At 62.9% G+C, this 22,697-nt stretch carries 20 protein-coding genes and 1 riboswitch; of the genes, 9 read left to right on the top strand and 11 right to left on the bottom strand.

Going from position 1 to position 22,697, the window contains the following annotated elements:
- Positions 1–49 precede the first annotated feature (49 nt).
- From PQR53_RS21175 to PQR53_RS21165, 3 genes are all read right to left on the bottom strand, one after another.
- Complete coding sequence (locus tag PQR53_RS21175; protein WP_408457927.1) at positions 50–1,123, bottom strand: PhoH family protein; 1,074 nt, start codon at positions 1,121–1,123, stop codon at positions 50–52.
- 47 nt (positions 1,124–1,170) lie between these two features.
- Positions 1,171–2,544 (bottom strand): tRNA (N6-isopentenyl adenosine(37)-C2)-methylthiotransferase MiaB, encoded by a 1,374-nt coding sequence (gene miaB / locus PQR53_RS21170; RefSeq protein WP_408457924.1) that lies wholly within the window; start codon positions 2,542–2,544, stop codon positions 1,171–1,173.
- 221 nt (positions 2,545–2,765) lie between these two features.
- Positions 2,766–3,749 (bottom strand): LysR family transcriptional regulator, encoded by a 984-nt coding sequence (locus PQR53_RS21165; protein ID WP_408457921.1) that lies wholly within the window; start codon positions 3,747–3,749, stop codon positions 2,766–2,768.
- Between the two features lie 149 nt (positions 3,750–3,898).
- Here PQR53_RS21165 and PQR53_RS21160 point away from each other — a divergent pair, with 149 nt between their 5' ends.
- The 4 genes from PQR53_RS21160 to ribB all read left to right on the top strand — a co-directional run bounded on the left by PQR53_RS21160 (position 3,899) and on the right by ribB (position 7,600).
- Complete coding sequence (locus PQR53_RS21160; protein ID WP_408457919.1) at positions 3,899–4,300, top strand: VOC family protein; 402 nt, start codon at positions 3,899–3,901, stop codon at positions 4,298–4,300.
- A gap of 31 nt (positions 4,301–4,331) precedes the next feature.
- Positions 4,332–5,498, top strand: a complete 1,167-nt coding sequence (locus PQR53_RS21155) for an MFS transporter (protein WP_408457916.1) — start codon at positions 4,332–4,334, stop codon at positions 5,496–5,498.
- A 179-nt stretch (positions 5,499–5,677) separates the two neighbouring features.
- Entirely contained in the window at positions 5,678–6,367 is a 690-nt protein-coding gene (locus tag PQR53_RS21150; protein WP_408457913.1) for a helix-turn-helix domain-containing protein, read from the top strand.
- A 121-nt stretch (positions 6,368–6,488) separates the two neighbouring features.
- A riboswitch (FMN riboswitch) is annotated at positions 6,489–6,734 on the top strand.
- 146 nt (positions 6,735–6,880) lie between these two features.
- Positions 6,881–7,600, top strand: coding sequence for a 3,4-dihydroxy-2-butanone-4-phosphate synthase (gene ribB / locus PQR53_RS21145; RefSeq protein ID WP_408457910.1), 720 nt, complete (start codon positions 6,881–6,883; stop codon positions 7,598–7,600).
- Positions 7,601–7,688: 88 nt separating this feature from the next.
- Here the strand turns inward: ribB and PQR53_RS21140 are convergent, their stop codons facing one another.
- The 4 genes from PQR53_RS21140 to glpD all read right to left on the bottom strand — a co-directional run bounded on the left by PQR53_RS21140 (position 7,689) and on the right by glpD (position 12,608).
- Positions 7,689–8,375 (bottom strand): HAD family hydrolase, encoded by a 687-nt coding sequence (locus tag PQR53_RS21140; RefSeq protein WP_408457907.1) that lies wholly within the window; start codon positions 8,373–8,375, stop codon positions 7,689–7,691.
- Positions 8,376–8,606: 231 nt separating this feature from the next.
- Positions 8,607–9,320, bottom strand: coding sequence for an MIP/aquaporin family protein (locus PQR53_RS21135; protein WP_179734274.1), 714 nt, complete (start codon positions 9,318–9,320; stop codon positions 8,607–8,609).
- A 91-nt stretch (positions 9,321–9,411) separates the two neighbouring features.
- Positions 9,412–10,911: a glycerol kinase GlpK gene (gene glpK / locus PQR53_RS21130; RefSeq protein WP_408457903.1), complete on the bottom strand. Its 1,500-nt coding sequence runs from the start codon at positions 10,909–10,911 to the stop codon at positions 9,412–9,414.
- A gap of 167 nt (positions 10,912–11,078) precedes the next feature.
- Positions 11,079–12,608, bottom strand: a complete 1,530-nt coding sequence (gene glpD / locus PQR53_RS21125; protein WP_408458050.1) for a glycerol-3-phosphate dehydrogenase — start codon at positions 12,606–12,608, stop codon at positions 11,079–11,081.
- A gap of 208 nt (positions 12,609–12,816) precedes the next feature.
- Here glpD and PQR53_RS21120 point away from each other — a divergent pair, with 208 nt between their 5' ends.
- Positions 12,817–13,191, top strand: a complete 375-nt coding sequence (locus PQR53_RS21120; protein WP_408457900.1) for a hypothetical protein — start codon at positions 12,817–12,819, stop codon at positions 13,189–13,191.
- A gap of 78 nt (positions 13,192–13,269) precedes the next feature.
- Here PQR53_RS21120 and PQR53_RS21115 read toward each other — a convergent pair whose 3' ends face one another.
- From PQR53_RS21115 to PQR53_RS21105, 3 genes are all read right to left on the bottom strand, one after another.
- Positions 13,270–13,896, bottom strand: coding sequence for a TetR/AcrR family transcriptional regulator (locus tag PQR53_RS21115; protein ID WP_408457898.1), 627 nt, complete (start codon positions 13,894–13,896; stop codon positions 13,270–13,272).
- Positions 13,897–14,096: 200 nt separating this feature from the next.
- Entirely contained in the window at positions 14,097–14,294 is a 198-nt protein-coding gene (locus tag PQR53_RS21110) for a hypothetical protein (RefSeq protein ID WP_179734266.1), read from the bottom strand.
- A gap of 317 nt (positions 14,295–14,611) precedes the next feature.
- Positions 14,612–15,391 carry a DeoR/GlpR family DNA-binding transcription regulator gene (locus PQR53_RS21105; protein WP_179734264.1) on the bottom strand — a complete coding sequence of 260 codons (780 nt, stop codon included), beginning with the start codon at positions 15,389–15,391 and terminating at the stop codon, positions 14,612–14,614.
- 331 nt (positions 15,392–15,722) lie between these two features.
- On the opposite strand from PQR53_RS21105, the gene ggt reads away from it, so the two are divergent.
- The 4 genes from ggt (at position 15,723) to PQR53_RS21085 (ending at position 20,852) form a co-directional block, all read left to right on the top strand.
- Positions 15,723–17,360 carry a gamma-glutamyltransferase gene (gene ggt, locus PQR53_RS21100; RefSeq protein WP_408457893.1) on the top strand — a complete coding sequence of 546 codons (1,638 nt, stop codon included), beginning with the start codon at positions 15,723–15,725 and terminating at the stop codon, positions 17,358–17,360.
- 300 nt (positions 17,361–17,660) lie between these two features.
- Positions 17,661–19,025, top strand: a complete 1,365-nt coding sequence (locus tag PQR53_RS21095; RefSeq protein ID WP_408457891.1) for an MFS transporter — start codon at positions 17,661–17,663, stop codon at positions 19,023–19,025.
- A gap of 345 nt (positions 19,026–19,370) precedes the next feature.
- The gene (locus tag PQR53_RS21090; protein WP_408457888.1) at positions 19,371–20,198 is read left to right on the top strand and encodes a ferritin-like domain-containing protein; all 828 of its coding nucleotides are present in this window, start codon (positions 19,371–19,373) and stop codon (positions 20,196–20,198) included.
- Between the two features lie 129 nt (positions 20,199–20,327).
- Positions 20,328–20,852 carry a hypothetical protein gene (locus tag PQR53_RS21085; RefSeq protein ID WP_408457886.1) on the top strand — a complete coding sequence of 175 codons (525 nt, stop codon included), beginning with the start codon at positions 20,328–20,330 and terminating at the stop codon, positions 20,850–20,852.
- Between the two features lie 41 nt (positions 20,853–20,893).
- Here the strand turns inward: PQR53_RS21085 and PQR53_RS21080 are convergent, their stop codons facing one another.
- Positions 20,894–22,477: a DEAD/DEAH box helicase gene (locus PQR53_RS21080; RefSeq protein WP_408457883.1), complete on the bottom strand. Its 1,584-nt coding sequence runs from the start codon at positions 22,475–22,477 to the stop codon at positions 20,894–20,896.
- Positions 22,478–22,697 lie beyond the last annotated feature (220 nt).

Below are 22,697 nucleotides of genomic sequence, written 5' to 3'. Positions count from 1 at the left end.
CACCGCAAATCGGCGCCGCGCAATCAGCGCCACAAATCGGCGCCGCAAATCAGCGAGAATCCGCCGGACCGGCGGTTTTCAGCGAATGCGCATCGTACGCCTCCACAATTCGCGCGACCAGCGGATGCCGCACCACGTCGGCACTGGTGAAGCGTGTCAGCGCGATCCCGCGCACGTCCGACAACACCTGCTGCGCTTCGATCAGCCCGCTCTTCGCGCCACGCGGCAAGTCGACCTGCGTCGTATCGCCGGTGACGACCGCTTTCGAGCCGAAGCCGATCCGCGTGAGGAACATCTTCATCTGTTCGGGCGTGGTGTTCTGCGCCTCGTCGAGGATGATGAACGCGTGATTCAGCGTGCGGCCCCGCATATAGGCGAGCGGCGCGATTTCGATCATCTGCCGCTCGAACATCTTGGCGGTCTTGTCGAAGCCGAGCAGGTCGTACAGCGCGTCGTACAGTGGTCGCAGATACGGATCGACCTTCTGCGCCAGATCGCCCGGCAGGAAGCCGAGCCGTTCGCCCGCTTCGACGGCCGGCCGCGTCAGCACGATGCGTTTGACCTGATCGCGTTCCAGCGCGTCCACCGCGCAGGCCACCGCGAGATAGGTCTTGCCCGTACCCGCCGGACCGACGCCGAAGGTCACGTCGTGCGCGATGATCTGTTTCAGATATTCGCGCTGCGCTGGCGTCCGGCCACGCAGATCGGCGCGCCGCGTGTACAGCTTCGGGCCGAGTTCTTCGAGGTCGTCGTCGCCGTTGTCGGCGGGCTGGTCGAACGGATGATCCGGATTGCCCGGAAAGCGCGGATCGCCGGCTTCGTCGCCATTACCATTGCCGTTCGCGCGATGGCGCGCCGGGTGGCGCACTTCAACGAGTGCGAGCTGGATGTCGTCCACCGACAGCGGCTCCTGCGAGTTGTTGTAGAACTTTTCGAGCGCGGTGAGCGCGAGTTTCGCGCCGCGCCCGCGAATCGTGATGCGGTGGCCACGGCGTTGCAGCGTGACGTCGAGCGCCTGCTCGATCTGCCGCAGATTTTCGTCGAGCGGTCCGCAGAGGTTGGCGAGCCGCGCGTTGTCGTCGCGCGGTGCGGTGAATTCCAGATGCTGCTGAGTGGTCTTCAAGGCGGTGGATCGATCCTGTCGGGTTCGTGACGCCGGGCGGGCGTCGCTCAGTGGGTGGTCGCGGGCGTGTCGTCGTGCACCAGCACGAGCTCGCCACGTAACGAATGTGGGTACGCATGGACGATTTTCACGTCCACCATCTGACCGATCAGCCGTGCGTGCGACGCGACCGGCGCCGGGAAATTCACCACGCGGTTGTTCTCGGTGCGGCCAGCGAGTTCGTTCGGATCCTTGCGCGCCGGGCGTTCGACCAGAATCCGCTCGATTTTGCCGACCATCGAATCGCTGATGCGCTGGACGTTTTCTTCGATCGTGGCCTGCAGATGTTGCAAGCGCTTGAGCTTCACTTCACGCGGCGTGTCGTCGTGCAGATTCGCGGCCGGCGTGCCGGGACGCGGACTGTAGATGAACGAGAAGCTGGTGTCGTACTTCATCTCGTGGATCAACGCCATCATCTTGTCGAAGTCTTCCTCCGTCTCGCCGGGAAAGCCGACGATCATATCGGTCGACAAGGACAGGTCCGGACGGATCGCGCGCAGTTTGCGGATTACCGACTTGTATTCGAGCACGGTGTAGCCGCGCTTCATTGCCATCAGGATGCGGTCGGAGCCGTGCTGCACTGGCAGGTGCAGGTGGCTGACGAGCTTCGGCACCTTGGCGTAGGTGTCGATCAGGCGCTGCGTGAATTCCTTCGGATGCGACGTGGTGTAGCGAATCCGTTCGATGCCCGGAATATCGGCGACGTATTCGATCAGCTGCGCGAAGTCGGCGATTTCGTTCGAACCGAGCGTGATACCGGCACGGTAAGCGTTCACGTTCTGGCCGAGCAGCGTGACTTCACGCACGCCCTGATCGGCGAGGCCGGCGATTTCGGTCAACACGTCGTCGAGCGGCCGCGACACTTCTTCGCCACGCGTGTACGGCACGACGCAGTAGCTGCAGTACTTGCTGCAGCCTTCCATGATCGACACGAAGGCCGTGGGACCGTCGACGCGCGCCGGCGGCAGGTGGTCGAACTTTTCGATTTCCGGGAACGAGATATCGACCTGGGCGCGGCCGCTTTCACGGCGCTTGTCGATCATTTGCGGTAGACGGTGCAGCGTTTGCGGACCGAACACCAGGTCGACATACGGTGCGCGCGCCACGATCGACGCGCCTTCCTGGCTCGCCACGCAGCCGCCCACGCCGATGATCAGATCCGGATTCGCTTCTTTCAACTCGCGCACGCGGCCGAGATCGGAGAAAACCTTTTCCTGCGCTTTTTCGCGCACCGAGCAGGTGTTGAAGAGAATGACGTCCGCATCTTCCGGCGTGTCGGTCTTGACGAGTCCGTCGGCCGCGCCGAGTACGTCGACCATCTTGTCGGAGTCGTACTCGTTCATCTGGCAGCCAAAGGTCTTTACATAAACTTTCTTGGTCATCGAATTTCGCCGGTCGCAGTGGTTAACCTGGGGGCGTCGTTTAAAAGGTGAAGAGGGATGAAAACGTGCCGACGGGCCGCGGCGCGGCGCGGCGCGGCGCTTGGGCAGCCGCGTGAACGCCTGCTCTGGCAAGCCGCCTGGGCACCGCTTGGGCACCATTAGGGCCCGGTCTGAGCCATTCAGGCTCCAGGTTCAACGCACGTTTGCTGCGTAACTCAATATTATAGCCCTTGATCGGCTGCGGTTTCCGCCGCGACCTTTGCACGCGGCTGCTCCGGCGGCAAGCCCAGCAGGCCTTCCAGTTCGTCCGACACCTGCGCGAAGCGCTCGCCCAGAAAATCCAGCAGGACCCGCACGCGCGGCGCCATGAAACGGTTGCGGTGGTAAAGCGCATGCAATGGCGCATCCGGATAGCGCCATTCGGGCAGCAGGATTTTCAGGCAATCGGAGCGCAAGTCCGCTTCCACGTCCCACATCGACTTGATGACGATCCCGTAGCCGCGCCGCGCCCATTCGCGGGCCACGGCGCCGTCGTTGGTTTCCCGGGAGGTCTCGAGCGGCACCGTGTAGTGCTGCACTTCGTCGCCGCGCGTGAAGCGCCACTCGTTGACCGGCCCCGACGCGGTGCCGAGCACGATGCAGTCGAAATTGGCCAGATCTTGCGGATCTTTCGGCTCACCCTTGCGGGCGATGTATTCCGGCGACGCGCACAGCACGCGCCGGTTCGGCGCCAGCATGCGGGCAATCAGCGAGCTGTCCTGCGGGACGCCGAAGCGGATCGCCAGATCGATGTCCTGCTGCACCAGATTCGATAGCGAGTCCGACAGCGTCAGCGCGAAGGTCACCTCCGGGTAAAGCGCGTTGAACTCGTCGAGCCAGTGCATCAGCAGGTTGCGGCCAAAGTCCGACGTTGCCGAGATTCGGACTTTGCCGCGCACCACGCCCTGGCCGGCTTGCAGCGCGGCTTCGGCGTCGTCGAGCGATTGCAGCGCCTGGCGGCAGCAGTTCAGGTAAAGGCGGCCTTCGTCCGTGAGCCGCAACTGACGGGTGGTGCGTTCGAACAGGCGCGCTTTCAGGCCGGCTTCGAGTTTGGCCAGCCGCGCGCTGGCGGCGGCCGGCGTCAGGCCCATCTTGCGGCCCGCAGCGGAGAGGCTGCCCTGCTGCGCGGCTTCGACGAAAAGGCGAATGTCACCAAGGTTATCCATCTCGATCTTTCCAAATAATTTGAAAATGCTTCAAATGCTACGCCAATTATCAAATTAATACGTCGGCCTCACAATGCGATCCTCGTAAACCCTTTGTGCCTTTGTGCCTTTGTGCCTTTTGTGCCCTTGTGCTTTAGGCAACCCACACCATGCAACTCGATCACGCAACGATCGTCACCGCCGAACTCGATACCGCCCGGCGTTTTTTCGTCGACGTCGCCGGGTTGACGGTGGGTGCCCGGCCGCCGTTTTCGATCGATGGCTACTGGCTGTATGCGAACGGCCGCCCGCTGATTCATCTGATCGACGCGACGGTACCCGCCATTGCGGGCAGGGCGGCACCGCGCATCGACCACATCGCTTTCCGGCTGGAGAGCACGGACGAATGGCGGGCGCTATTGCAGCGCTTGCAGGTGGCGGACACGCCTTATCAGCTCGCGGAAGTGCCACCGATGGGGCCGCAGCAAGCCGAACTGCAACTGTTCGTGGCGCTCGCGCCTGGTGTGGTCATCGAATTCGTGACCGCGCTGCGCCACGCTCAACGCAACTGACACGCTCAACTTTAGAACCTGGAGTAGAAAAATGCCCATTCCCTTACTGGCGCTGGCGATCAGCGCTTTCGCGATCGGCACGACCGAGTTCGTGATCATGGGCTTGCTGCCCGAAGTCGCCCGCGATCTGGCCGTGTCGATTCCGTCGGCCGGTTTGCTGGTGAGCGGCTATGCGCTCGGCGTGGCGGTCGGCGCACCGCTGCTCGCGGTGATCACCAGCAGGATGCCGCGCAAGCTCGCATTGCAGTTGCTGATGGGGGTGTTCATCGTCGGCAATACGCTGTGCGCGATCGCGTCCGGCTATTCCGTGCTGATGATCGCGCGCGTGGTGACGTCGTTCGCGCATGGCTCGTTCTTCGGCATCGGCGCAGTGGTGGCGGCTTCGCTGGTCCCGGCTGAAAAGCGCGCGAGCGCGATTGCGATGATGTTCACCGGCCTGACGCTGGCGAATGTGCTCGGCGTGCCGTTCGGTACGTTCGTCGGCCAGCAGTTCGGCTGGCGCGCGGCATTCTGGATCATTAGCGCGTTCGGCGTGCTGTCGCTCGCAGGCGTGACTGCGCTGGTGCCGAATCGTCACGATTCCGGTCCGGCCAACCTGGGCCACGAAGTGCGCGTGCTGAAGGACCCGCAAGTCTGGACCGCGCTGGCGATGACGGTGCTCGGCTTCGGCGGCGTATTTGTCGTGTTCACCTATATCGCACCGATTCTCGAGCAGATCAGCGGCTTCTCGCCGCGTGGCGTGACGCTGATTCTGGTGTTGTTCGGCGTGGGTCTCACAATCGGCAATACCGTGGGCGGCAAGCTCGCCGACCGTGCGCTGATGCCTTCGCTGATGGGCATTCTGGTGGCGCTCGCGGTAGTGATGGCGATCTTCGCGCGGACCAGTCATTCGCAGGTGGCCGCGGCGATCACCATTTTCGTGTGGGGCATTGCGGCTTTTGCGACCGTGCCGCCGTTGCAGATGCGCGTGGTCGAGAAGGCCGCTGCGGCGCCGAATCTGGCTTCCACGCTGAATATCGGGGCGTTCAATGTGGGCAATGCGGGCGGCGCGTGGCTCGGCGGTCTGGTGATCAATCACGGTCATTCGCTCGATACGCTGCCTTGGGTTGCGGCGGCGGTGAGTGTTGTGGCTTTGGTGCTGACGTGGTTTGCCGCGCGGACGGATGCGTCGGCCTCGACCGTCGCGCAGCGCGCCTGAGTGTGCGGATTCCAACCCCATTGCGCCCATATGAAAAATTCGCACAAGCTTTGCGAGAATCGTCCTCCGCAATGCTGATAACAGTGTGAAGATAACTTCGTTGGGCGCGGCGAGGCGCGATGCTATCTTGCTTCCACTAACCGCTTGCCCGCCGTCCGGCGGCGCTTCTGGAGGCAATCATGCATTCCCCGCTTGCGCTGGTTCGCGATCCCACGGCTGACACCGAGGCGTCGTCGCGTGCCGGTGAACCCTTCGATGCTCTTGAGCATCTGGTCGGCGTGAATCTCGCCCGTTTGCGCGCCGAGCGCCAACTGTCGCTCGACGCTTTGGCCCGCGCCTCGGGCGTCTCGCGAGCGATGCTCGCGCAAATCGAATCGGCGCGCAGCGTGCCGTCGATCAAGGTGCTGTGCAAGGTGGCAGCGGCGTTGAAGGTGTCGGTGGCGGCGTTCCTGCGGCGTCATGCGACCAATGGCTTCGAGCATTTGCCGGCCGAGCGTTCGTCGCGGCTCGTCAGTTCGAACGGCCGCTACTCGGCCCGGCCGCTTTATCCCGACGCCGAGCCGACCGCTGCGGAGTTTCACGAGTTGCGTATCGCGCCGTTGCATACCGAAGCCGGCACGCGGCGCGCGCCGGGTACCACGGTGAATCTGGTGGTGAGCGAAGGCACGCTGGAAGTCAGCGTGCACGATCAACGCCAATTGCTGGCCACCGGCGACGCGATCGTGTTCGACGCCGATCAGCCGCACAGCCTGCGCAATCCCGGCGACACCGAGGCGCGCGCGTTTCGTGTGACGCTGAAGGCGGAAACGCCGCCGCGCTGGGACGTGCCCGCTCCGCATGATTTGACGCGCCAGGCCGCGCCGGTTTGACGAATGAGGTTTGTCAGGCGGATGTGCCGTGAAGCGGCGATGTCCGTGTGAACAGTAGGGGTTGCGCTGCAGCGTCCGCGCGACTGTTGTATGCTTCGCCAGCCGGTCGATCCGGCAATCAGTGCGTCTTCAGGGCGGGGTGAAATTCCCCACCGGCGGTATGCCGGCAACGCGAAAGCGTGAGCCGGCGAGCCCGCGAGCGCCTGTGTCGTCATTGTGTTTGGATCTGTGCAACTACGTTGCATGGGACCCAAGTAAGCGCTAAAGCGCTAACTTGGGTCGACCGCACTTGCATGTCGACACGGGGTCAGCAGATCTGGTAAGAAGCCAGAGCCGACGGTTAGAGTCCGGATGGAAGAAGATGTGCAGATAGTCATGTTCGTTTCCGTGGCGCCGCTTGAGATTGGAGCGGTGCGCGAGCGTCGCTTTGCGCGGCGCTCAACGGCGCGTCTTTGTCTGTTTGCAATGCCCTGAAACGTTTTTCGCCCAACTTTTGCGATGAGCGTTTCAACTATGTCCTTTGCTACTTTTCCTGCTCCGTCGGTGATTGCGGATAGCGCATCACTTGATCTCCCGTTGCTCGCTACCGAGCCCGTTCCGCCGCGTATCGCCGCCGCCTTGCAAGCCATGCGCGATGGCCGCGCCGTCGTCCTGCAAGACGATCACGACCGCGAGAACGAAGCCGATCTGATCGTTTCCGCCGAGCGTCTTTCCGTCGAAACCATGGCCTTGCTGATCCGCGAATGCAGCGGCATCGTCTGCCTGTGCCTGCCCGATGACAAAATCCGCGCGCTTGAACTGCCGCCGATGGCCGTCAACAACGAAAGCCGTCATGGCACCGCGTTCACGGTCTCGATCGAAGCACGCGATGGCGTGACCACCGGTGTGTCGGCACTCGATCGCGTAACGACGATTCGCGCCGCCATCAGCGATACGGCGAAGCCTGCCGATATCGTGCGCCCGGGCCATGTGTTCCCGCTGCGTGCGCAGCCCGGCGGCGTGCTCGCGCGCCGCGGCCACACCGAAGGCACGGTCGACCTGGCGATTCTTGCGGGTTTGAAGCCGGCCGGCGTGCTGTGCGAGCTGATGAACGCGGATGGCACGATGACGCGCGGCGCGGACGTGGAGCGCTTCGCCGCGCAACACAATCTGCCGATGCTGACGATCGCCGAGCTGGTGGAATTCCGTCAGGCGCTGGCGACGGCGCGCGAATGCGTGGCCGACGAGGTTTGATGCAGCACGCGCGTGCCGCGTGCCGCGTGTGGTAAAGCCTGAAGTCCGAAACCGGCTACTGCAGCCGGTTTTTTTATTGCACTACCCGCTACGATTGCACGTCGCCAAACTCGCCGCGCACGCCGGCCTCGACCAGCCCCGGCAGTTCATCCATATGCTTCATGATGCGTGTCATCCCCATCTTGCGCAGTGCATCCGCATAACCATCGGGGATATGGCTCGCACCCACGAAGGCAATCGTCTTCATGCCCGCCGCCCGTGCCGCATTCAAACCGGCCACGCTGTCTTCCACGACGATGCATCGCGCCGGCTCGACACCTAGCGTCTTCGCCGCGAACAGATACACGTCCGGATAGGGCTTCGGCCGCGCGACCTGTTCGGCGCTGAAGATCCGCTCGCCGAAAATCTGCTGCAAGCCCGCGCGCCGCACCGACGCATTCACACGCGCCAGCCGGCTGTTCGACACGACCGCGGCCGGCAGGGTCACGCGTTGCAATGCGTCGCGTACGCCGTTGATCGGGCTGAGCGATGCTGCGAGCTCGAGTTCGACGTTGTGTTCGATCGTATTGAAGAAATCGGCAGGCAGTGTGATATCGAACGACTTCTCAATGCCTTCGAGGAAGCGCGAGGTTTGCTGGCCGAACGCCGTTTTGACGACGGGTTCGAAGTCGAGGCCGGGGAAGGTGGCGGACAGCGTTTCGAGCATCACGCGGTCAGCAATGATTTCACTGTCGACGAGTACGCCGTCGCAGTCACAGATGAGGTGGTCGATCATGCTTTAAGACGGAAAGCGAGGGGCACGCGAGCAAGACAGTTGCAAGCTCATGCGCGAAGATTGAAAGCGCCATGATACGTGCTTTGGCGCCGCATGCGCGGCGCCAAAGCTTTCCGTCGGCGCCAGATTGCGCATCGAGTATGCGTTTGGTGCGCATCGCGGGGGCCTTGGATACGCCTTAAGTAACCCCTGAACGGGGCGCCCTAGGTGCGTCATCAAGGCACCGCGAAATCAGTGCGCGTGCAGGTACAGATACAGCGCCGCAGCCACCGCGCCGCCCAGCAGCGGACCGCACACTGGAATCCACGAATAACGCCAGTCACTGTCACGCTTGCCCGGGATCGGCAGCAGCGCGTGCATCAGACGCGGCGAGAGATCGCGCGCCGGGCTCATCGCGTAACCGGTCGGGCCGCCAAGCGAAATACCGATGCCGAGCACGAGCAGGCCGACCGGCAGCGCGTCGAGCGCACCCAGGCCGACTTGCGGCGAAGCCAGATACAGCACGCCGAGAATCAACACGAAGGTCGCGATCATTTCGGTGAGCAGGTTATGCGGCACGCTGCGAATCGCGGGCGAGGTGCAGAACACGCCGAGCTTCACGTCTGCATCGCCTTCCTTGTTGAAGTGCTGACGATACGCGATCCACACGAGCAGGGCGCCCGCCATTCCGCCGAGCATCTGCGCGGCGACATAGCCAGGCACTTTGGCCCACGCGAATTTGCCCGCCAGCGCGAGGCTGATCGTCACGACAGGATTCAGATGCGCGCCGCTGAACGATGCAGTGACGTACACGGCGATGAACACGGCCATCGCCCAGCCCATCACGATCACAATCAGGTCCGCGCCTTTACCCTTGGTGCGCGCAAGCAGCACGTTGGCGACCGCGCCGTCGCCGAGCAGCACTACGAGTGCTGTGCCGATGAATTCCGCAATGTAAGGAGACATCCTTGGTTATCCGAAATATAGTTGTTACGGAAGCCGCGGGATAAGCGGCTTCGTTGTGTCGAAAGAGAGTGTGAGTGTGTGAGAGCGGCAATCAGGGCGTGTCGGCCCAGGCCTTCGCGGCGCGGATCGCGCGCTTCCAGCCGTCGAGACATTCCTTGACGTCGGCGTGCGGCAGGGCAGGCGTGAAACGGCGATCGAGCGCCCACTGGCTTTTCAGTTCGTCCACGTCTTTCCAGTAGCCGACCGCGAGTCCGGCCAGATACGCCGCGCCCAATGCGGTCGTCTCCGATACCTTTGGTCGCACTGCATCGACGCCGAGAATGTCCGCCTGGAATTGCATCAACAGGTTGTTCGCGCAAGCGCCGCCGTCCACGCGCAATTCGCCGATGCGAATGCCGGAATCGGCTTCCATCGCTTTCAGCACGTCGAGCGATTGGTAGGCGATCGAGTCCAACGCGGCGCGGGCGATGTGCGCCGAGCTCGTGCCGCGCGTCACGCCGAACAGGGTGCCGCGCGCGCGGGCGTTCCAGTGCGGCGCGCCGAGGCCGGCGAAGGCGGGCACCAGATACACCCCGTCGCAATGCGGCACGCCGCGCGCCAGCGTTTCGATTTCAGCGGCGTTCTTGATGATGCCGAGGCCGTCGCGCAGCCATTGCACCACGGCGCCGCCAATGAAGATGCTGCCTTCGAGTGCGTAGTTGATCTGATCGCCAATCTGCCAGGCGATCGTGGTGACGAGATTGTTCTTCGACTCGATCGGCTTGTCGCCGGTGTTCATCACGAGGAAGCAGCCGGTACCGTAGGTGTTCTTCACCATGCCCGACTCCGTGCACATCTGGCCGAACAAGGCCGCGTGCTGGTCGCCGGCAATGCCCGCGAGCGGAATCCTGGAGGCGAACACGGTGGTCTTGGTGGGTCCGTACACTTCCGACGACGCCCGCACTTCCGGCAACATGTTGCGCGGAATCTCGAGCGCTTCGAGCAGTTCGTCGTCCCACTGCAGCGTGTGGATGTTGAACAGCATCGTGCGCGACGCGTTGGTCACGTCGGTGACGTGCAGGCCGCCTTTAGTGAAATTCCACACCAGCCAGCTATCCACCGTGCCGAACGCGAGGCGGCCTTGCTGCGCTTTTTCGCGCGCCCCTTCGACATTGTCGAGAATCCAGCGGATCTTGGTCGCCGAGAAGTACGAGTCGATCGGCAGACCGGTTTTCGCGCGGACTTTCTCTTCGAGACCTTGTTCTTTGAGCTGATCGCAGAAATCGGCGGTGCGGCGGTCTTGCCAGACGATCGCGTTGTAGATGGGATGGCCGGTTTCGCGGTCCCACACGATGGTGGTCTCACGCTGATTGGTAATGCCGATCGCGGCGATCGAGGTGCCGTTCATGCCGGCGCGTGTGACGGCTTCGGCGGCAACGCCGGCCTGCGTCGACCAGATTTCCTGCGGATCGTGCTCAACCCAACCCGGATGCGGATAGATTTGCTGGAATTCTTTCTGAGCGGTCGACACGATATTGCCGAGCCGGTCGAACAGCATCGCGCGCGAGCTCGTGGTGCCCTGGTCAAGCGCGAGGATGTACTGATCCTGCATTGTCTCTTCTCCATGCGTTTTATGAATCGCCGGACTGCTAACCGGCGACGGGAACGGCTTGTAGTTTTAAGCGGGCTGCAACAGTTTGAGCTTATGCGTCCCGGCCTGGTCAGTCGCCGAGGGGTGAAAATCGATCGGGTTCATGCGGGTTCGTGCAACGGCGCCAACTAGGCGCTCTGCCGGACCGGATCACGGGCGAACCATGTGTCGATGTTGTGTGTGATCGAATCGAGCGTGCCCGGTTCGACGTGCAGGCCGAGTTTCGAGCGGCGCCACAACACGTCCTGCGCGCTGCGCGCCCATTCAGTGTCGCGCAAATAAGTCAGCTCGGCTTCGTAGAGACCCGGCGCGAATGCCCGGCCGAGGTCAGTCACCGAGCGCGCGTTGCCAAGCACGTGCTTCACACGCGTGCCGTATGCGCGGGCGAGGCGGTGGGCCAGATCCGCGGGCAGCCACGCATTCTGCTGCTTGAAGCCGGCAAGGAAGCGCTCGAAGTTGGCTTGCGGAATATCGCCACCGGGCAACGGCACACCGGCCGTCCACGACGGCGCGTCGTTGTACAACGCGTGCGCGAGTTTGTCGACGGCTTCTTCCGCCAGCTTGCGGAAGGTCGTGATCTTGCCGCCGAACACCGACAGCAGCGGCGCTTCGCCTGCCGGCGCGTCGAGTTCAAGCGAGTAATCGCGTGTGACCGCCGAGGGGTTGTCCGCGCCTTCTTCCTCGAGCAGCGGACGCACGCCCGAATAGGTCCAGCGTACGTCTTGTGGCGAGATCTTCTGCTTGAAGTAGCGGTTGATCGAGTCGCACAGGTATTGCGTTTCATCGGCGCTGATGGCGACCAGCGACGGATCGCCGCGATATTCGAGGTCGGTCGTGCCGATCAGCGTGTAATCGTGTTCGTATGGAATCGCGAAGATGATCCGCTTGTCCGGATTCTGAAAGATGTACGCGTGATCGTGTTCGAACAGACGGCGCGTGACGATATGGCTGCCTTTCACGAGGCGCACGCTGTGGGTGGCCTCGCGGCCGAGCGCGCCATGCAGCAATTCGCCGACCCACGGCCCGGCCGCATTCGCAATCGAGCCCGCGCGCACGTCGAGGATCGTGCCGTCCGCGCGCTTGAGTTGCGCGCGCCATTCGCCGCCGGCGCGCACCGCGCTCAGCAGTTTGGTGCGCGTGAGAATCTTCGCGCCGCGTTCCTGCGCGTCCAGCGCATTCAGCACGACCAGGCGCGCATCGTTCACCCAACCGTCCGAATACACGAAACCACGTTTGATCGAATCGACGAGCGGCGCGCCGGCAGGATGGTCGCGCATCACGATGCCGCGCGAACCCGGCAGCAGTTCACGCCGGGCGAGGTGGTCGTAAAGAAACAGGCCGGCGCGGATCAGCCAGGCCGGGCGCAGATCGGGCATGTGCGGCATCACGAAACGCAGCGGCCACATGATGTGCGGCGCCGCGCGCAGCAGCGTTTCGCGCTCCTGCAGCGCTTTGCGCACCAGCCCGAATTCGCGGTATTCGAGGTAGCGCAGGCCGCCGTGAATCAGCTTGGTACTGGCCGACGACGTATGCGCCGCCAGATCGTCCTGTTCGCAGAGCAGCACCGACAGGCCGCGGCCCGCCGCATCGCGTGCGATGCCTGCGCCGTTGATCCCGCCGCCCACGACGAGCAAATCGTATCTCGAGCCTTGCGTCACCTGCCGTGTCCCCTGCGCCATGTCCGGAAATTCGGAAAACCGTCTGGAAAATCTATCGAACGGATAGTGTTCGTTTTCGAACTTTAATGAACATATTCGAAAAAGTAAAGTTCGGTTTTCTTAGCGTTCCTCTAGCAGTTGGCTAAGTGGTGGCGTAACGCGCGGCCACGGACGATACTCTCGGCAGCAGCCAACTCGAGGTGAATTCATGCGTGGACTTTGGATGATCGGCGCCGCTGCGCTCCTGACGGGATGTGTCAGCTCGCCGAGTTTGAACGGGACGATGGGCGCGCCCTCGTTCGCGTCGTTGCAGCAGATGTGCAGTGCTCAAACGGTCGACTACGGCAATGACGCGCAAGGCGTCTACGCGACGCTGTTCGATGCGTACGTGGCGAACCGGCGCGGCAAGCTGTCGAAGGACGATTACTGCGCGTTCCAGGCGTCGCTTGCGCAGCGCTATGCGAGCCAGGGGGTGAGTACCGATCCGCAGGTGCGTAATCAGTGGGTGACGTTTTTCACCGATCAGCGAGCCAAGGCTTTGAGCTGGCGTGCGGCGGCCGATCCTACCTTGCGCGCGGGCTGAGCTTCGCGCCTGGGTCCGTTTGGCCGGTATTTTCCGGCGGGTTAGTCGCGTTGAGTGGACTGACGGGCTAACCCGGTGCTAGCCGCGCTGCGGTTGGGCTCCGCGCCATAACATCCGGCGAATCTGCGCGAACACTGCCTCGCGCGTCGGCGCGTTGTTCGCGGCGGCTTGTTGCGCCTCGGGCAACGGTAACTGATTGGCGAGCGCCAGCATGGTGAAGCCGTGCAGGCTTGCCCAGTACGCATAGCCGATCAATTGCGGATCGCCTTCCAGAATGCCCGCGGCAACGAGTTGCTCGAAGTGCACCCCGAGCAGTTGCCACGCACGTCGCGAGGCGGTCGTGAGTTCCGGGTAGGCGGCGTCCGGCTGCGTCAGATCGAACATCAGGCGGTAGGCGTGCGGCTCGTCGAGCGCGAACGCCACGTAGGCGTCGCTGACGACCGAGCGATCGGTCGCGGGCGCCAGTCTGGCCGCTGCTTCGAGCCGCGCCGCAAAGCGGTTGAACGCCGCGGCGCGGACCATCGCAAGGATTTCGTCTTTGTCGCGGAAGTAGCGATAGGGCGTCATCGCGCTGCAACCCAGCTCCTTTGCCAGTTCCCGCATCGTCACGCCTTGTGCGCCGCGCGTGGCGAACGCGTTTTCGGCCACGCGCCGCATGGCTTCGCGAAATTGCTGGATGTCGTCGGAGGAGAGTGTCTTTGGCATGCGCGAGGGCTAAAAGTCCATCGCGTCAATTTACTGTGTAAATCAGTCGGGCACAATAAAGCGGCCGTTTTGCGCGGCCGCCTGGCTTGATCAAAAAATATGCGGCAGCTTGAAAGACATCGGCGCGTGCAACGGTACCGCTGCGCAACGCGCCATCATGCTGCCGGTCGTCGGCTTCAAAGCCCGGCGTACCCGTACTGCTAGGAGAGACGCTTGATAGCCCGGAGTGCGCTGTCGCCGGTTTCGGTCACGCGCCATTGTTCGTTGCCCGACGCAAGCCGTTCGAGTTGCACGAGCTGGCGTTCCAGCAGTGCGTCGAGTTCTTGTCGCTCCATGTCGACTTGATTGGGGGCGTCCTTGACGAGCAACAACGTGGCGAATTCATGCGGACTCAGCATCGTTCTCTCCATGTCAAGCAAACGCGGACGGCCTTGCCGGCGACTGGCCAGATGCCAGTGAAGTCCGCTAAAGGATCAGGCGGGAGGTACGGCTATCACGACAGGTTCACGCTACCGGCACTCCGCGTAACGCGGAACGACGCCGGGGAACTGGAGTGTAGTCAAACGCCCGTTAAACACCAAATGGGCCCCAGTAAATTTTCCCTTTGACAATTGACGCCCGCAGAGGCGGTTTGAAGCCGCGGCAAGATCCTTGATTTCACTCGAAGTTTCGCGTGCGCTGCAACATGGCCTGAGTGGCCTGGATGCGGCTGGAATTATTCGGCGACATACACCTGGCAGTTGGCGGCAGCGAGCGTTTCGTTCATCTCGGCGGGCGGCGCGGCGTCGGTGAAAAGGGCGTCGATCTGGTCGAGATGACCTTGGCGGACGAGCGCCGGGCGGCCGAATTTGGAGTTGTCGGCGGCGAGAAACACCGTGCGCGCATGTTGAATGATCGCCTCGGCCACACGCACTTCGCGGGTATCGAAATCGCGCAGCGTGCCGTCCGTTTCAATGCTCGAGGTACCGATGATCGCGAAGTCCACCCTGAACTGCCGGATGAAGTCGATCGCCAGTTCGCCGACAATGCCCTTGTCCCACGGCCGCACGATGCCGCCCGTCACCAGCACTTCGCAATCCGGATAGCCGCTCATCATGCTGGCGACGTTCAGATTGTTGGTGATCACGCGCAGGCCGCGATGCCGGTTGAGCGCCCGTGCCACTTCCTCGGTGGTCGTGCCGAGGTTGATGAAGAGGGAGGCCTGGTCGGGAATGTGAGTGGCCACTAGCGTCGCAATGCGCCGCTTCTCGTCGTGGAACATGCGCTGACGCGCCGTATACGAGACGTTCTCGGAGCTGGTCGGCAGACTGGCACCACCGTGATAGCGGCGCAACAGGTTCATGTCGGCGAGCCAGTTGACGTCGCGGCGGATTGTCTGCGGCGTCACGTCGAAGTGGGCTGCGAGGTCGTCCACGGTCACGAAGCCGTCGCGTTGCACCCACTCCAGCAGTTCCTGTTGCCGGGCATTGAGAGTCAGGCGGGGGTCTCGGGTCATGTGTCTCGGGTCGTGGGTTTTTATCGGCGCTGCCCAGTGCCGGCGCGGCAGGCTGGGCCGGCGAACGGGTACGGCGTGAACGAGGGTGACCGTATTGTAAGACCATCGCACGTCTTGTCTGTCGACTCATGCGTCATGGTTCGAATCCCGAACGACCGTGCGGCGATCCATTCAGATCATTTGCGCATTTATTCATTAGATAAATGAATTTGTTTTTTGGGCCGGATCGCGCTGCAATCCAAGGTTCCGCGTTTTACCCCGTTTTCACCCCGTTTCCCATGGTTTCCGGCGTTTTCGAATACGCCGGACCACGCTTTCGAGAGTGTTCCACATGACTGGCTTCAACTGGCAAAACCCCTACCCGACGCCGCGTCTGCCTGTATTCGCGCGCAACATCGTTTCGACGTCCCATCCGCTCGCCGCGCAAGCCGGCCTGCGGATGCTGTGGAAGGGCGGCAATGCCGTCGACGCGGCGATCGCCGCCGCCGCCGCCATCACGGTCGTCGAACCGGTCTCGTGCGGTCTTGGCGGTGATGCCTTCGCGCTGGTGTGGGACGGCAAGAAGCTGCATGGCCTGAATGCTTCCGGCGTATCGCCGGCGGCCTGGAACGTCGATTACTTCAAGCGCAAGTATGGCGAGGAAAACGGTCTCGCGAGGCAACCCAAGCGCGGCTGGGATGCCGTGACCGTGCCGGGCGTGATCGCCGGTTGGGAAGCGCTGCATCAGAAGTTCGGCTCGCTGCCGTTCGCCGATCTGATGGAGCCGGCGATCGAAATCGCCGAACGCGGTCACGCGGTGGCCAGCATCGTCGCTTACAAATGGGCCGCGGCCGTGCCGGAATTGAAAGATCTGCCGGGCTTCGCGCAAACCTTCATGCCGCGCGGCCGCGCGCCGGAAGTCAGCGAGCTGGTGCGCTTTCCCGGTCACGCGAAGACGCTGCGCAAGCTCGCTGAACAAGGCCCGCGTGCGTACTACGAAGGGGAGATCGCCGAACAGATCGCGGCGTTTGCGCGCGAAGGCGGCGGCGCATTGACGCTCGACGACCTGCGCAACTACCGCGCGGATTGGGTCGAGCCGATCGGCAAGGATTATCGCGGCTATACCGTGCACGAAATTCCGCCGAACGGTCAGGGCATCGCGGCGTTGATCGCGCTGGGCATCCTCGAAAAGTTCGACGTGAAGGAACTCGCCGTCGACAACGTCGAGTCGCAGCATTTGCAGATCGAAGCCATGAAGCTGGCGTTCGCCGACGTCTACCGCTACGTCGCCGATCCGCGTTCGATGGAAGTCACGCCCGAGCAGATGCTCGACGACGCGTACCTCACGTCGCGCGCGAAGCTGATCGACCACAAGCGCGCCACGCAGTTCGACTTCGGCATGCCGAAGGCCGGCGGCACGATCTACATGTCGGTGGCGGACGAGCGCGGCATGATGGTCAGCTTCATCCAGTCGAACTACATGGGCTTCGGCTCGGGCATCGTGGTGCCGGACAGCGGCATCGCGATGCAGAACCGCGGCTGCGGCTTCTCGATGGACCCGAAGTCGCCGAACGTGGTGGAAGGCGGCAAGCGGCCGTTCCACACCATCATCCCGTCGTTCCTCACGCAGCAGGTGGACGGCAAGCAGGAAGCGGTGATGAGCTTCGGCGTGATGGGCGGCGATATGCAACCGCAAGGCCATCTGCAATCGATCGTGCGGATGCTCGACTACGGTCAGCAACCGCAGGCCGCCTGCGATGCGCCGCGCTGGAAGGTCAATCGCGACTTCACGATCGATATCGAAGCGACGCTCGATCCGAAGACCGCTGCGGCGCTGCAGAAGCTGGGACACACGATCAAGTCAGTCGACGATCCGTACATGGACTTCGGCTCCGGCCAGTACATCTGGAAGCTCGACCGTAACGATCCGGACCGCGGCTATGTGGCGGCGAGCGACAGCCGCCGCGACGGATTGGCAGCAGGGTTTTAAACGACTCGGACGAGGTGCGCGCGGCGGCGCCCAGGTGGCTGCCGCGCTTCGTGCTGCGTCATCGGCGAGGCATCGTGCGGCGTGGCGGGCCGGTATCCGGGCATCGCGGCATCCGGATATGCCGGCATTCGGCGACGACAACTCGACACCTCCAAGGCCGGCATCCCCGTAACGCAATTAAAGCCAGGCATCGCGCGCAGCCGATAGAACTGCGCGCGACAGCCCCGCACCACGCATCTCGCGCCTCGTGCGTATTCAGCGAATTCAGCATAACTAGCATCAGGCAGGGCAGGAGACATCATGAACACCCCCGCGTCGCAATCCGTGACAGCTTCCCCCCATTCCACGTCCGCACCGCTTTCCAAAGCGATGGTGCGGCGGATCGTGTTTTCGTCGTCAGTCGGCAATGCGCTCGAGTGGTTCGACTTTCTGGTCTACGGCTACTTCGCGACCATCATCGCGAAAGAATTTTTCCCGATGCACGACGAGTGGCTCTCGACGCTGCTCGCCATCGCTACCTTCGGCATCTCGTTCCTGATGCGGCCGCTGGGCGCCGTGGTGCTCGGCATCTATGGCGATCGCAAGGGTCGTAAGGCGGCGCTCACGCTCGCCATCGCGCTGATGATGGTCGGTACCTTCACGATGGCGGTGATGCCGCCGTATGCGTCGATCGGCATTGCGGCGCCCGTTCTGATCCTGCTGGCGCGGCTCGTGCAAGGCTTCGCGGTGGGCGGCGAGTTCGGCAGCGCGACAGCGTTCATGGTCGAGCACAGCGCATCGCGGCGCGGCTATTACGCGAGCTGGCAATTCGCGAGCCAGGGCCTGGCTGCGATCACCGCGGCGGCCTTCGGCTCGCTGCTGACCGCGTGGATGCCGCCGGAGCAACTCAGCAGCTGGGGCTGGCGCCTGCCGTTCGTGTTTGGTCTGCTGGTTGGGCCAGTCGGCTATTACATCCGTTCGCATCTCGACGAAACGCCGGAGTTTCTCGCGATGCGCGAAGCGCGCGAGGCCGCCGGCACCCGCAAGGAGACGTCGGAGGACAAGGGCGCGTCTTTCTCCAACCAGTGGGTGAATCTGCTGCTGGCCGTGGGCATCGTCGCGCAATCGACGGTCGGCGTGTACGTGCTGCAACTCTATATGCCGATGTACGCGGTCAAGCAGTTGCACATGCCGGCGGCGGCGTCGTTCGGCGTGGTGGTGCTCAATGGCGGCTTGCAGTTTTTGCTCTCGCCGGTGATGGGCGCGTTGTCCGACCGCATCGGCCGGATTCGCATCATGCTGACCACGTCGATTCTGATGGGCGCGCTGATCTATCCGATGTTCGCGTGGTTGCAGTCCCATCCGACCATTGGCTGGCTCTTGTTGTTGCAGGGCACGGCCGGTATTTTCAAGGCCGCGTACTCTGGACCGATGCCCGCGCTGATGTCCGAGATCTTCCCGACACAAGTGCGCTCCACGGGTCTTTCAATCGGCTACAGCATCGGCGTGACGATCTTTGGCGGCTTTGCGCCGACGATTGTGGAGACCTTCATTCACCTGACCGGCGACAAGCTCGCGCCAAGTTACTACGTCCTGATTGCCGCAGTGTTGTCCGGGTTGTCGCTTGTCGTGGTCGCGTGGCGGATGCGGCGCGTCCGGCATCTCGAAGGCGTTCAACCCGCATGACGGCGTTGCGGGTGGCCGTTGTGCCCCGCAGCGAACCCTGCTGCGCTTGACCTTCACCCCTCTGTTCAAGCGAAAGCCAGCTCATCGAGCTGGCTTTTTTTATGCCTTGCGTACCCCACTTGTAATCAATCGAAGGATTCGACTATCGCGAATCTGGAACTGCGACAGGGCGGCATGGTCTGTGCTGGGGTACCTGCAGAGTTGTGAAACACCGGCTAAGATGCAAGATACACGGGGTTAACTCTAATTCAAGGCGCTGTATCTGACACGGCGGACCGTCCTTGCGATAGCGGGCGGTTTCGAGCGCGCTCCACGAGTCGATACAGCTTTCGGAGCAAAGACACAATGCACACTGAGCTGAACCATGTGATGCCCTGGCGGATCGAGGATATCGACCTCACCCGCATAGATCGCCAGAAGGCCGTCGCTAACGAAGACCTGCTGCTTCTGTTGTGCGCCGCTTCGTTTATCGAAAGCGGTACCGATCTGTACACCAGCAATCTGAGCACCTTCTTCGACGGCGACCCGGAAGTCTCGGCCTGGCTCAACCAGGAATGGGAGCCGGAAGAAATGCAGCACGGCCGGGCGCTCAAGACATATATCGCCTATGTCTGGCCTGAGTTCGATTGGGACACCGCGTTCCGCGATTTCATGGAAGAGTATTCGCTGACCTGTTCGGTCGAAGACTTCGAAAAGACCCGCGCGCTCGAGATGGTCGCCCGCTGTGTGGTGGAAACGGGCACCGCCACGCTGTATCGCGCGATCGGCGAATGTTCGGACGAGCCGGTGCTCAAGCAGATCACCGACAACATCCGCACCGACGAAGTCCGTCACTACAAGCACTTTTTCAAGTTCTTCAAGAAGTACAACAAGATCGAAGGCAATGGCCGCCTTGCGGTTCTCGGCGCGTTGATGCGCCGCGTGATTGAAATCAAGAACGAAGACTCGGAGATCGCGTTGCGCCATGTCTTCGCGATTCGTTATCCGGAGCGCGTGCACGATTCGGCTTATAACCGCGAGCGTGCAGCGCGCATCAATGCGCTGGTGCGGCGCAACCTGTCGGCGGATATGTGTGTGAAGATGCTGCTCAAGCCGCTCGATCTGCCGGCCAAGATTCAGCCGGGCGTGCATTACCCGCTCGCCAAGATCACACAGCACGTGTTCTTTCGCTGATGTTTTTCTACTGAGTCCGCGGCGCGTAGGGAGACGAAAACGAATGGCCCGCTTGTGCGGGCCATTCGTCTTGCGAGGCATGATTGATGTTTGCGGCTATCGCAATCAGCTACTGACCGGATCGAGACGATGAGTAACGCCCCTGCACCCGAACGCCCGCTTGAACAACACGTGTTTGACGAATGGCCCGACGCCGTCCGGGCGCTATTCGACGGGTCGTCGTTGGCGAGCAAGACGGGGTTCACGGCGTCGCTGCTCACCGTCGATGCGAACGGCCATCTGCGCACGTCGCTGCTCGGCGTCGGCGAGTTGTACGCGCCCGATTCGCGCGCGCTATGCATTGCGTTGTGGCCGCAGGCTCGGGCGGCGCGCGTGATCGCGCAAAGCGGCCGGGCCGCACTGACGTTCGTCTGCGACGAGGCGTTCTATCAGGTGCAATTGCGTTTGACGCCACTAACAGCCGTGACAGGCGATGACAGCGGCCTCGTCTACCTCATCGGCTCGATCGACACGGGGGAGGCGCAAAGCGTGCGTTATGCGCGCCTGACAAGCGGCATTACGTTTGAACTGGAAAGGGAAGGGAAGGCGGTGCTCGATCGATGGGAACGGCAGATCGAGCACCTGAAGCAAGCTGCCGCCGGGGCTAGCCGTTAGTCTGCTGAGACTACAGCTAGCGGGCAGGCAGCGCTTAAAGCTCAACGGCCGCGTTGGCCGCTGCGCGTCGGTTGGCCGCCACGCGGCGCATCGTTGCGCGGCTTTGCGCCACCCAGCAAAGCACCCGGATTGCCGCCTTGCGGCTTTGCGGCCTGTGGCTTGCGCGGTGCATGTTGCGCAGCGCTGCCTTCGTGCGCGGCTGCACGCGGCTGACCGTCATGACGCTGGCCGTCGCGACGCGGCTGGCCGCCGTTGCCGGCCGGCTTCGCGCCTTGTGGCTTCGGCTGCTGCTGACCATTCGCCGGACGCTGACCCGAACGTTGTGCCGGTTTCGCGGAAGACGGCGCACCATCGCGGCGGCCGCTTTCCCGCTGGCCACCCTCGCGCTTCGGCGCACCTTGACTCTGACGCGGCGCACGTCCACCGCCGCCTCCACCACCACCTTGACCACGGCGCAGAATCGGCTCCGGCTTGGCAGTCGGATCCGGTTCGAAACCGGCAATCACTTCCTGCGGCACCGGACGCTTGATCAGCTTCTCGATGTCCTTGAGCAGCTGCAGTTCGTCGACGCACACCAGCGAGATCGCTTCACCCGTCGCGCCAGCACGACCCGTGCGGCCGATGCGGTGCACGTAATCTTCCGGCACGTTCGGTAGATCGTAGTTGACCACGTGCGGCAGCTGATCGATATCGATGCCGCGTGCGGCGATATCCGTGGCGACCAACACTTGCAGCGTGCCGTCCTTGAACTCGGCGAGCGCGCGCGTACGAGCCGACTGGCTCTTATTGCCGTGAATCGCCAGTGCGCTGATGCTGTCTTTGGCCAGCTGTTCGGCAAGGCGGTTCGCGCCGTGCTTGGTGCGCGTGAACACCAGCACCTGGAACCAGTTGTGTTGCTTGATGAGGTGCGTGAGCAGCTCGCGCTTCTTGTCGCGGTCGACCGGGTGAATCTTCTGCGCGATCGTCTCGGCCGTCGTGTTGCGCCGGGCGACTTCGATCAATGCCGGCGAGTCGAGCAGGTTGTCGGCGAGCGTCTTGATCTCGTCGGAAAAGGTGGCCGAGAACAGCAGGTTCTGACGCTTCGGCGGCAACTTCGCGAGCACGCGCTTGATGTCATGGATGAAGCCCATGTCGAGCATGCGGTCGGCTTCGTCGAGCACGAGAATCTCGAGATGCGACAGATCGATGGTCTTCTGCTGCATGTGGTCGAGCAAGCGGCCCGGTGTGGCGACGACGATGTCCACGCCGCTGCGCAGCGCGCCGATCTGCGGATTGATGCCGACGCCGCCGAACATCACGGTCGACTTCAGTTTCAGGTACTTGCCATAGGCGCGCACGCTTTCTTCGACCTGTGCGGCCAGTTCACGCGTCGGCGTGAGGATCAGCGCGCGCACCACGCGCTTGCCCGAGGCCGTGGTGACAGCGGGCATGGTGTTCAGACGCTGGAGGATTGGCAGCGTGAAGCCGGCGGTCTTGCCGGTGCCGGTCTGCGCGCCGGCCAGCAGATCGCCGCCGTTGAGCACGGCGGGGATTGCCTGGGTCTGGATCGGAGTCGGGGTGGTGTAGCCGAGTTCGTGTACAGCGCGGACCAGCGGTTCGGACAAGCCGAGGGAATCAAAAGACATAAATGCTCTTTGCAATGCAGTTTCGCGAACGGCACCAGACGGCACCAGAAGGGCCCAGGTGGCCCGAATCAGGCCAAAGCGGGCACAAGCACGGCATGAACACGCCCAGTTGGCGCGTTCGAGGCCAAAGCCCAGTTCCGGTCGCAGAGAAATCGGCGGCACGCGGGAAACGCGTGCCGAATGCTTCAACGCGCTATGCAGACACGTTGACTGGCCTTAA

It is taken from the genome of Paraburkholderia fungorum, assembly GCF_046027605.1.
GTDB lineage: Bacteria > Pseudomonadota > Gammaproteobacteria > Burkholderiales > Burkholderiaceae > Paraburkholderia > Paraburkholderia fungorum_F.
The sequence above is the reverse complement of the archived record's forward strand: the minus strand, read 5'-3'. Positions and strand labels throughout refer to the sequence as shown.

Bases quoted from the DNA above. Each gene is read 5' to 3' on its own strand.
- PQR53_RS21165 (WP_408457921.1), bottom strand. From the start codon at position 3,749: ATGGATAACCTTGGTGACATTCGCCTTTTCGTCGAAGCCGCGCAGCAG.
- PQR53_RS21095 (WP_408457891.1), top strand. From the start codon at position 17,661: ATGAACACCCCCGCGTCGCAATCCGTGACAGCTTCCCCCCATTCCACG.
- PQR53_RS21115 (WP_408457898.1), bottom strand. From the start codon at position 13,896: ATGCCAAAGACACTCTCCTCCGACGACATCCAGCAATTTCGCGAAGCC.
- PQR53_RS21150 (WP_408457913.1), top strand. From the start codon at position 5,678: ATGCATTCCCCGCTTGCGCTGGTTCGCGATCCCACGGCTGACACCGAG.
- PQR53_RS21160 (WP_408457919.1), top strand. From the start codon at position 3,899: ATGCAACTCGATCACGCAACGATCGTCACCGCCGAACTCGATACCGCC.
- miaB (WP_408457924.1), bottom strand. From the start codon at position 2,544: ATGACCAAGAAAGTTTATGTAAAGACCTTTGGCTGCCAGATGAACGAG.
- PQR53_RS21080 (WP_408457883.1), bottom strand. From the start codon at position 22,477: ATGTCTTTTGATTCCCTCGGCTTGTCCGAACCGCTGGTCCGCGCTGTA.
- PQR53_RS21090 (WP_408457888.1), top strand. From the start codon at position 19,371: ATGCACACTGAGCTGAACCATGTGATGCCCTGGCGGATCGAGGATATC.
- PQR53_RS21120 (WP_408457900.1), top strand. From the start codon at position 12,817: ATGCGTGGACTTTGGATGATCGGCGCCGCTGCGCTCCTGACGGGATGT.
- PQR53_RS21105 (WP_179734264.1), bottom strand. From the start codon at position 15,391: ATGACCCGAGACCCCCGCCTGACTCTCAATGCCCGGCAACAGGAACTG.
- glpK (WP_408457903.1), bottom strand. From the start codon at position 10,911: ATGCAGGATCAGTACATCCTCGCGCTTGACCAGGGCACCACGAGCTCG.
- PQR53_RS21155 (WP_408457916.1), top strand. From the start codon at position 4,332: ATGCCCATTCCCTTACTGGCGCTGGCGATCAGCGCTTTCGCGATCGGC.
- ribB (WP_408457910.1), top strand. From the start codon at position 6,881: ATGTCCTTTGCTACTTTTCCTGCTCCGTCGGTGATTGCGGATAGCGCA.
- ggt (WP_408457893.1), top strand. From the start codon at position 15,723: ATGACTGGCTTCAACTGGCAAAACCCCTACCCGACGCCGCGTCTGCCT.
- PQR53_RS21135 (WP_179734274.1), bottom strand. From the start codon at position 9,320: ATGTCTCCTTACATTGCGGAATTCATCGGCACAGCACTCGTAGTGCTG.
- PQR53_RS21110 (WP_179734266.1), bottom strand. From the start codon at position 14,294: ATGCTGAGTCCGCATGAATTCGCCACGTTGTTGCTCGTCAAGGACGCC.
- PQR53_RS21085 (WP_408457886.1), top strand. From the start codon at position 20,328: ATGAGTAACGCCCCTGCACCCGAACGCCCGCTTGAACAACACGTGTTT.
- PQR53_RS21140 (WP_408457907.1), bottom strand. From the start codon at position 8,375: ATGATCGACCACCTCATCTGTGACTGCGACGGCGTACTCGTCGACAGT.